The following is a 6,752-nucleotide window of genomic DNA, read 5'->3' as shown; positions in this document are numbered from 1 at the left end:
CGCGGCATCGACAACGGCCATAGCAAGGCGAACTTTCCGCTGTGCCCGCGGGTCAGTTGCTCTATATCCCACCATGCAGCGAGTGAACCGGATGGAAAGAATCTGCAGCCTGCTCAACGATGCACTGAGCCCTTATCAGACCCACCTCGGCGTTGCCGATGCCAACGGTAATCGCCAGCTCACGGTTCAAGGCGGCCTCACGGGGGTGACCTTGCAGCGCACTGTCAGTGAACGCCAGTTACAGGAACACCGCCTGTTGATCGACCTGGTGGATGGTTTGCACCGTGACCTGCAGATAGCCGAGGGGCGGCTGCAGCCTTGCGTGATCGCTGCGCTGCAACAACGCCAGCAACCGCAGGGAACCTTTGCCTAAAGGATTCATCTGACACAGTAGGGGCAGCCAGCCAGCGCTTTGCTCCGGCGCTGGCAAAACTGCCACGGGAAGTCCTCAAGGGCTTTCGCTTGACCCCGGGCGTCCTTCCCCAGCGCCCGGGGTTTCTTTTTTCTGGGTTCTCTACCGGCCCTGTCGCGCCGCTGACTCAATTCGTAAGTGCGACGCGGCCTGTGTGGGAGCGGGCGTGCCCGCGAACACCGGCGTAGCCGGTGCCAGCCACCGCGCTGGATTTTTCGCGGGCATGCCCGCTCCCACACAGTCCCCGCTAAATCAATAAGTTATGCATTTTTCTCTGGGAGCTGGCTCGCCGGCGATAGCCGGTGTAGGCGTTTAATGGGCTTCGAAGAAACGCTGGCTTTCTTCCAGGTAGTTTCTGCGCGAGACCGGATCCAGCCAGTGGGCATACAGCCCAGGCAGCACGTCCCGTCGCAACGCAGGCAGCAACTGGTCGATATGCGCCACTGCAGCGCGCCCCAGTTCGCTGTCCGAGCACCCCACGTGCAGAAACTGGTAGCGCTCCACCCCCTGCACTGGATAAAACTGATAATCGGCCAGCGCGGCGCCTTGCTGCTGGATCAGGTAACGCACCTCAGGCCAGTAGCCGAGCACCAGGCGCAGGCGCCCCAACTGCTGCATCTGCAGCAGGTTGGCGGTGGCTTCGTTACCGTAATGGCGGCTGAGCACAGTGTCTGGCAGCTGGCGCAAAATGCTGTCGATCTGCAGGCCATAACTGCGTTCGGCAACCACCCCGAGTTTCAGTGCGGTTTTGCTCAGCAGGCCATGCAGGTCTACCTGCTGGCCCTGCAGATAGGGGGCCACCAGTGCCTGGCTTTCCTTGCGGCCCACCAGGCCGCCACTGAGCACGCCCAGGTAGGGCAGGGAGAACTGCACATATTCCTCACGTTGGGGTGTCCACAGCAGCGTCGGGTCGCAGGTGAAGGTGTTGCGGTCCTGCAGCATCTGGATTCCGCGGGCACGGTTGACGCGCTGGATGGTGTGGTCGTATTCGGGCATCTGCGCAATCAACAGGGGCAGCAGTTGGTCGATTACCCCTCGGCCTTGCTCCGGGCCGTCGAAAATGGTGAATGGCGGCAGGTCACGCACCAGCCAGAACAGGCGTTCCTTGGCACTGGCAGGGTGCAGCAGCAATGCGGCCATCAGCCCGCAAAGCAGGACCAGCGGGCGTAGGCGGCGGGCGGCGCGCATGCGGCCGGGCTGCGCCTGGTTCAGACCGTGCCTGCGGCGCGCAGGCTGGCGATCGCCGCCGCGTCATAGCCAAGGCTGGCCAGCAGTGCCTCGGTGTGCTCGCCAAGGGCCGGGCCCACCCATTCGCTGGAACCTGGGGTTTCCGACAGCTTGGGCACGATGCCAGGCATCTTGAATGGCTTGCCGTCGGGCAGCTTGGCCTGCAGGAACATTTCCCGAGCCAGGTACTGCGGGTCGCTGAACATGTCCTCGGCGGAGTAGATCCGGCTGGCCGGGACCTCGGCGGCGGTCAGCACCTGCATCAGCGTTTCCAGTGGCAGGCTGTTGGCCCAGCGGTCGATCACCCCGTACAGCTCATCCCGGCGAAGGTCGCGGCCATCGTTGCTGGCCAAGCTTGGGTCGTCAGCCAGGTCGGCACGCCCGATGGCCTGCATGAAGCGCTTGAAGATTGCATCGCCGTTGGCGCCGATCTGTACATGCTTGCCGTCGGCGCTGGTGTGGATGGAGGAGGGGGTAATGCCGGGCATGATGTTGCCGGTGCGTTCACGGATAAAACCGAATACATCGAATTCCGGGACCATGCTTTCCATCATGGCGAAGATGGCTTCGTACAGCGCTACGTCCACCACCTGGCCCTGGCCGCCGTTGACCTCCCGGTGGCGCAGCGCCATCAGCGCACCGATAACGCCCCACAAGGCGGCGATCGAGTCGCCGATCGAAATGCCGGTGCGCACCGGTGGCCGGTCGTCGAAGCCGGTGATGTAGCGCAGGCCGCCCATCGACTCGCCTACGGCACCAAAACCTGGTTGGTCCTTCATTGGCCCGGTCTGGCCAAAGCCCGACAGGCGCACCATGACCAGCCCAGGGTTGAGCGCATGCAGCACATCCCAGCCCAGGCCAAGCTTTTCGAGCACGCCCGGGCGGAAGTTCTCGATCAGGATGTCGGCGTCGGCCAGCAGCCTTTGCAATACCTCGCGGCCTTCGGGGTGCTTCAGGTTGAGGGTCAGCGACTGCTTGTTGCGCGCCTGCACGAACCACCACAGGGAGGTGCCTTCGTACAGCTTGCGCCACTTGCGCAGCGGGTCGCCGCCATCGGGCGACTCGACCTTGACCACCTCGGCACCGAATTCGGCGCAGATGCGCGAGGCGAATGGCCCGGCGATCAGTGTGCCGAGTTCGACAACTTTGAGGCCGGCGAGGGGTTTGCTGGGCGTCGACATGGGGCATCCGTGGCAGTTGGGCAGAGCGGTGGTTTTATCACACGGCGGTTGCGCGGGGTACTGCTGCGGCGCATGGCGAGTGCGGATGGGTTAGACTGTGCGACTTTTCTTTTGCACGAAGCCCGTCGACCATGGCCCAGCCGTCCACCACCTACAAGTTCGAACTGAATCTCACCGATCTTGACCGTAACGTCTACCAAAGCGTCAAGCAGACCATCGCGCGCCACCCTTCGGAAACCGAAGAGCGCATGGCGGTGCGGTTGTTGGCCTACGCGCTCTGGTACAACGAGAACCTGTCGTTCGGCCGTGGCCTGTCGGATGTAGATGAGCCGGCACTGTGGGAAAAGAGCCTGGACGACCGCGTGCTGCACTGGATCGAAGTGGGCCAACCCGATGCCGAGCGCCTGACCTGGTGCTCGCGGCGCACCGAACGCACCAGCCTGCTGGCCTATGGCAGCCTGCGCGTGTGGGAAGGCAAGGTGGTCAGCGCGGTCAAGAACCTCAAGAACCTGAACATCGCCGCAGTGCCGCAGGAGGTGCTGGAAACCCTGGCCGCCGACATGCCGCGCGCCATCAAGTGGGATGTGATGATCAGCGAAGGTACGGTCTTCGTTACCGACGACCGTGGCCAGCACGAAGTGCAACTGCAGTGGCTACTGGGTGAGCGTGGCTGAAGCAACCCATGCGTATCGAACCTCGCCCCCTGCCTGCGACCCTGCCTTTTCTGGGTAACCTGCCACCCTTGCTCACCCGTTTGTATGCCGCACGCGGCGTGCAAAGCGAGGCCGAACTGGACAAAAGCCTTGCGCGGCTGCTGCCGTATCAGCAGCTCAAGGGCATCGAGGCCGGCGTCGACCTGCTGGTCGCTGCCATAGACCAGCGCCAGCGCATTCTCATTGTCGGCGACTTCGACGCCGACGGTGCCACCGCAAGTACGGTTGGGGTGCTGGGCTTGCGTTTGTTGGGGGCAGCCCATGTCGATTACCTGGTGCCCAACCGTTTTGAATACGGTTACGGCCTGACGCCTGAAATCGTCGAAGTTGCCCTGCAGCGCCAGCCGCAGTTGCTGATTACCGTGGACAACGGCATTTCCAGCGTCGACGGGGTGGCCGCTGCCAAGGCCGCTGGGCTGAAAGTGCTGGTGACCGACCATCACTTGCCAGGCGAACAACTGCCCGATGCCGACGCCATCATCAACCCCAACCAGCCGGGTTGCAGCTTCCCGAGCAAGGCGCTGGCCGGGGTCGGAGTCATCTTCTATGTGCTGATGGCCCTGCGCGCGCGGTTGCGCAGCCTGGGCCGCTACGCGACACAACCCCAGCCGAACATTGGTGAACTGCTCGACCTGGTCGCCCTGGGCAGCGTGGCCGATGTGGTGCCGCTGGATGCCAACAACCGCATCCTGGTGCACCAGGGCCTGGAGCGCATCCGTGCCGGCCGTGCCCGCCCGGGCTTGAAGGCCATTCTTGAGGTGGCCCGCCGCGATCACCGGCGCATCACCTCCACCGACCTGGGTTTCATTCTTGGCCCACGCCTGAATGCAGCCGGGCGCCTGGACGACATGAGCCTGGGCATCGAATGCCTGCTGTGCGAAGACCCGGCGCTGGCCCAGGACATGGCGCAGCAGCTGGATGACCTGAACCAGGACCGCAAGTCCATCGAGCAAGGCATGCAGCGCGAGGCGCTGGCCCAGCTCAAGGACCTGCCGGTCGAGTCGATGCCTTACGGCTTGTGCCTGTTCGATGCCGACTGGCACCAGGGCGTGATCGGTATTCTGGCGTCGCGGCTGAAGGAGCGTTACCACCGGCCGACCATTGCCTTCGCCGATGCAGGCGCTGGCATGCTGAAGGGCTCGGCGCGTTCTGTGCCAGGGTTCCATATTCGCGATGCGCTGGATGCCGTGGCGGCGCGCCACCCGCAATTGATCAGCAAGTTCGGCGGCCACGCCATGGCCGCTGGCTTGTCGTTGCCAGAGGCAAATTTCCCGGCCTTTGCCGAGGCCTTCGACGAAGAGGTACGGCGGCAGCTGCGTGAAGACGACCTGACCGGGCGCCTGCTGTCCGACGGCAGCCTGGCGGTGGAAGAATTCCACCTCGATCTGGCCAAGGCGCTACGCAATGCCGGGCCATGGGGCCAGCATTTCCCTGAGCCGCTGTTTCATGGCGTGTTCCAGTTGGTGGAGCAGCGCGTGGTGGGCGAACGGCACTTGAAAGTGGTGCTGAAGAGCGAGTGTGGCTCGGTGCGGCTGGATGGCATTGCCTTCGGCATCGACCGCGACGTATGGCCGAACCCGACGGTGCGCTGGGTCGAGTTGGCGTACAAGCTGGATGTGAACGAGTTTCGGGGCAATGAAAGTGTGCAGTTGATGATTGCCCACATGGAGCCGCGTTGACTGCAACCCTGTAGGAGCGGCCTTGTGTCGCGATGGGCTGCAAAGCAGCCCCAGGTTGTCAGCACATATGCACAAGTCCAGGCTTTCAGCACAGCTGCACAAATTGCCGGGGCTGCCTTGCAGCCCATCGCGACACAAGGCCGCTCCTACAAGGCCCAAGCGGCCGGCCACAGGCGTCTGTAAACAACTTGCCCAAAATCCCATGGAACCTTCCCCCCAGGCATTCTGGTCTAGTCTGAAGTATGACCGGACCCAGGCCAGGGACGTGCTATTGAGTGTCCGGGCCGGATCACCATTGGAGTTCTTGGGAGGTGCCCTCATGAGCCTGCTGCTCGAGCCTTACACCCTGCGTCAACTGACGTTGCCCAACCGCATCGCCGTTTCGCCGATGTGCCAGTATTCTGCAGCCGATGGCCTGGCCAACGACTGGCACCTCGTTCACCTGGGCAGCCGCGCAGTGGGTGGCGCGGGCCTGGTGATCACCGAGGCCGTGGCGGGTACCGCCGNNACCCCGGGGGCGGGGGGGGTCCCCGCCGATGGCCGCATCACCGCCGAAGACCTTGGGTTGTGGGAGGACGCACAGATCGCCCCGCTGCAACGCATCACCCGCTTCATCACCGCCCAGGGCGCCGTGCCCGGCATCCAGCTGGCGCACGCCGGGCGCAAGGCCAGTACCTACCGCCCCTGGCTGGGCAAGCACGGTAGCGTCAAACCCGAGGAGGGTGGCTGGCAGCCGGTGGGGCCCTCGAAGATTGCCTTCGACCCGCAACATACAATGCCACGCGAGCTGACCTTGGGCGATATCCAGGAGGTGGTCGGTGCCTTCGTTGCCTCGGCCGAGCGCGCGTTGCAGGCCGGCTTCAAAGTGCTCGAGGTTCACGCCGCCCATGGCTACCTGCTGCACCAGTTCCTGTCACCGCTGAGCAACCAGCGGCGTGACGAATACGGCAGTTGCTTCGAAAACCGCATCCGCCTGACCCTGCAGGTGGTGGAAGCGGTGCGCAAGGTATGGCCTGCCGAATTGCCCCTGTTCGTGCGGGTATCGGCAACCGATTGGGTAGAAGACGGCTGGAACCCGGATGAAACCGTCGAACTGGCCCGGCGCCTGCGTAACCTGGGCGTCGATTTGATCGACGTGTCCTCTGGCGGCACTTCGGTCAACGCCGAAATACCCACCGGCCCCGGCTACCAGACCCGTTTCGCCGAGCGCGTGCGCAAAGAGTCAGAAATTGCCACCGGCACCGTGGGCATGATCACCGAACCTGCGCAGGCCGAGCATATCCTGCGTACCGGCCAGGCCGACCTCATCTTCCTTGCCCGCGAACTGCTGCGCGACCCTTACTGGCCGCTGCATGCCGACGACGACCTGGGCGGTAACAAGGCCACCTGGCCGGCGCAGTACCAGCGCGCTACCAGCCGGGCCAACCCGATTCATGAGTCGGATCTGCGCGACTGATTCTGAAGGCGCGGCCTTGTGTGGCCACAGGGCCTCAGTCTAACCACGAAAAATACCTGGGGCACTGCGCGCCCCATCGCGACA

General features: G+C 63.9%; 6 protein-coding genes. 4 read left to right on the top strand and 2 right to left on the bottom strand.

Going from position 1 to position 6,752, the window contains the following annotated elements:
* Positions 1-91: 91 nt before the first annotated feature.
* Positions 92-373 (top strand): DUF3509 domain-containing protein, encoded by a 282-nt coding sequence (locus tag G1E_RS25455; RefSeq protein ID WP_009683450.1) that lies wholly within the window; start codon positions 92-94, stop codon positions 371-373.
* A 351-nt stretch (positions 374-724) separates the two neighbouring features.
* On the opposite strand, the gene G1E_RS25450 is transcribed toward G1E_RS25455, so the two are convergent.
* Together G1E_RS25450 and G1E_RS25445 are read right to left on the bottom strand one after the other, a co-directional pair.
* Positions 725-1,600 (bottom strand): TIGR02285 family protein, encoded by an 876-nt coding sequence (locus tag G1E_RS25450; RefSeq protein ID WP_047150235.1) that lies wholly within the window; start codon positions 1,598-1,600, stop codon positions 725-727.
* Between the two features lie 20 nt (positions 1,601-1,620).
* On the bottom strand, positions 1,621-2,820 hold the full coding sequence (locus G1E_RS25445) for a CaiB/BaiF CoA-transferase family protein (protein ID WP_009683452.1): 1,200 nt from the start codon (positions 2,818-2,820) through the stop codon (positions 1,621-1,623).
* 131 nt (positions 2,821-2,951) lie between these two features.
* Here G1E_RS25445 and G1E_RS25440 point away from each other — a divergent pair, with 131 nt between their 5' ends.
* The 3 genes from G1E_RS25440 (at position 2,952) to G1E_RS25430 (ending at position 6,668) form a co-directional block, all read left to right on the top strand.
* Positions 2,952-3,494, top strand: coding sequence for a YaeQ family protein (locus G1E_RS25440; protein ID WP_009683453.1), 543 nt, complete (start codon positions 2,952-2,954; stop codon positions 3,492-3,494).
* A gap of 8 nt (positions 3,495-3,502) precedes the next feature.
* Positions 3,503-5,212: a single-stranded-DNA-specific exonuclease RecJ gene (gene recJ, locus G1E_RS25435; RefSeq protein WP_029886738.1), complete on the top strand. Its 1,710-nt coding sequence runs from the start codon at positions 3,503-3,505 to the stop codon at positions 5,210-5,212.
* 319 nt (positions 5,213-5,531) lie between these two features.
* Positions 5,532-6,668, top strand: a complete 1,137-nt coding sequence (locus tag G1E_RS25430; RefSeq protein ID WP_047150234.1) for an NADH:flavin oxidoreductase/NADH oxidase — start codon at positions 5,532-5,534, stop codon at positions 6,666-6,668.
* Positions 6,669-6,752: the final 84 nt, after the last annotated feature.

The organism is Pseudomonas sp. TJI-51 (assembly GCF_000190455.2).
GTDB classification, from domain to species: Bacteria; Pseudomonadota; Gammaproteobacteria; order Pseudomonadales; family Pseudomonadaceae; genus Aquipseudomonas; species Aquipseudomonas juntendi.
This window is presented reverse-complemented; position numbering and strand designations above follow the sequence as displayed.

What these genes read in the sequence shown, in the direction of transcription:
- G1E_RS25455 (WP_009683450.1), top strand. Translation starts at nt 92, where the DNA reads ATGGAAAGAATCTGCAGCCTGCTCAACGATGCACTGAGCCCTTATCAG.
- G1E_RS25450 (WP_047150235.1), bottom strand. Translation starts at nt 1,600, where the DNA reads ATGCGCGCCGCCCGCCGCCTACGCCCGCTGGTCCTGCTTTGCGGGCTG.
- G1E_RS25445 (WP_009683452.1), bottom strand. Translation starts at nt 2,820, where the DNA reads ATGTCGACGCCCAGCAAACCCCTCGCCGGCCTCAAAGTTGTCGAACTC.
- G1E_RS25440 (WP_009683453.1), top strand. Translation starts at nt 2,952, where the DNA reads ATGGCCCAGCCGTCCACCACCTACAAGTTCGAACTGAATCTCACCGAT.
- recJ (WP_029886738.1), top strand. Translation starts at nt 3,503, where the DNA reads ATGCGTATCGAACCTCGCCCCCTGCCTGCGACCCTGCCTTTTCTGGGT.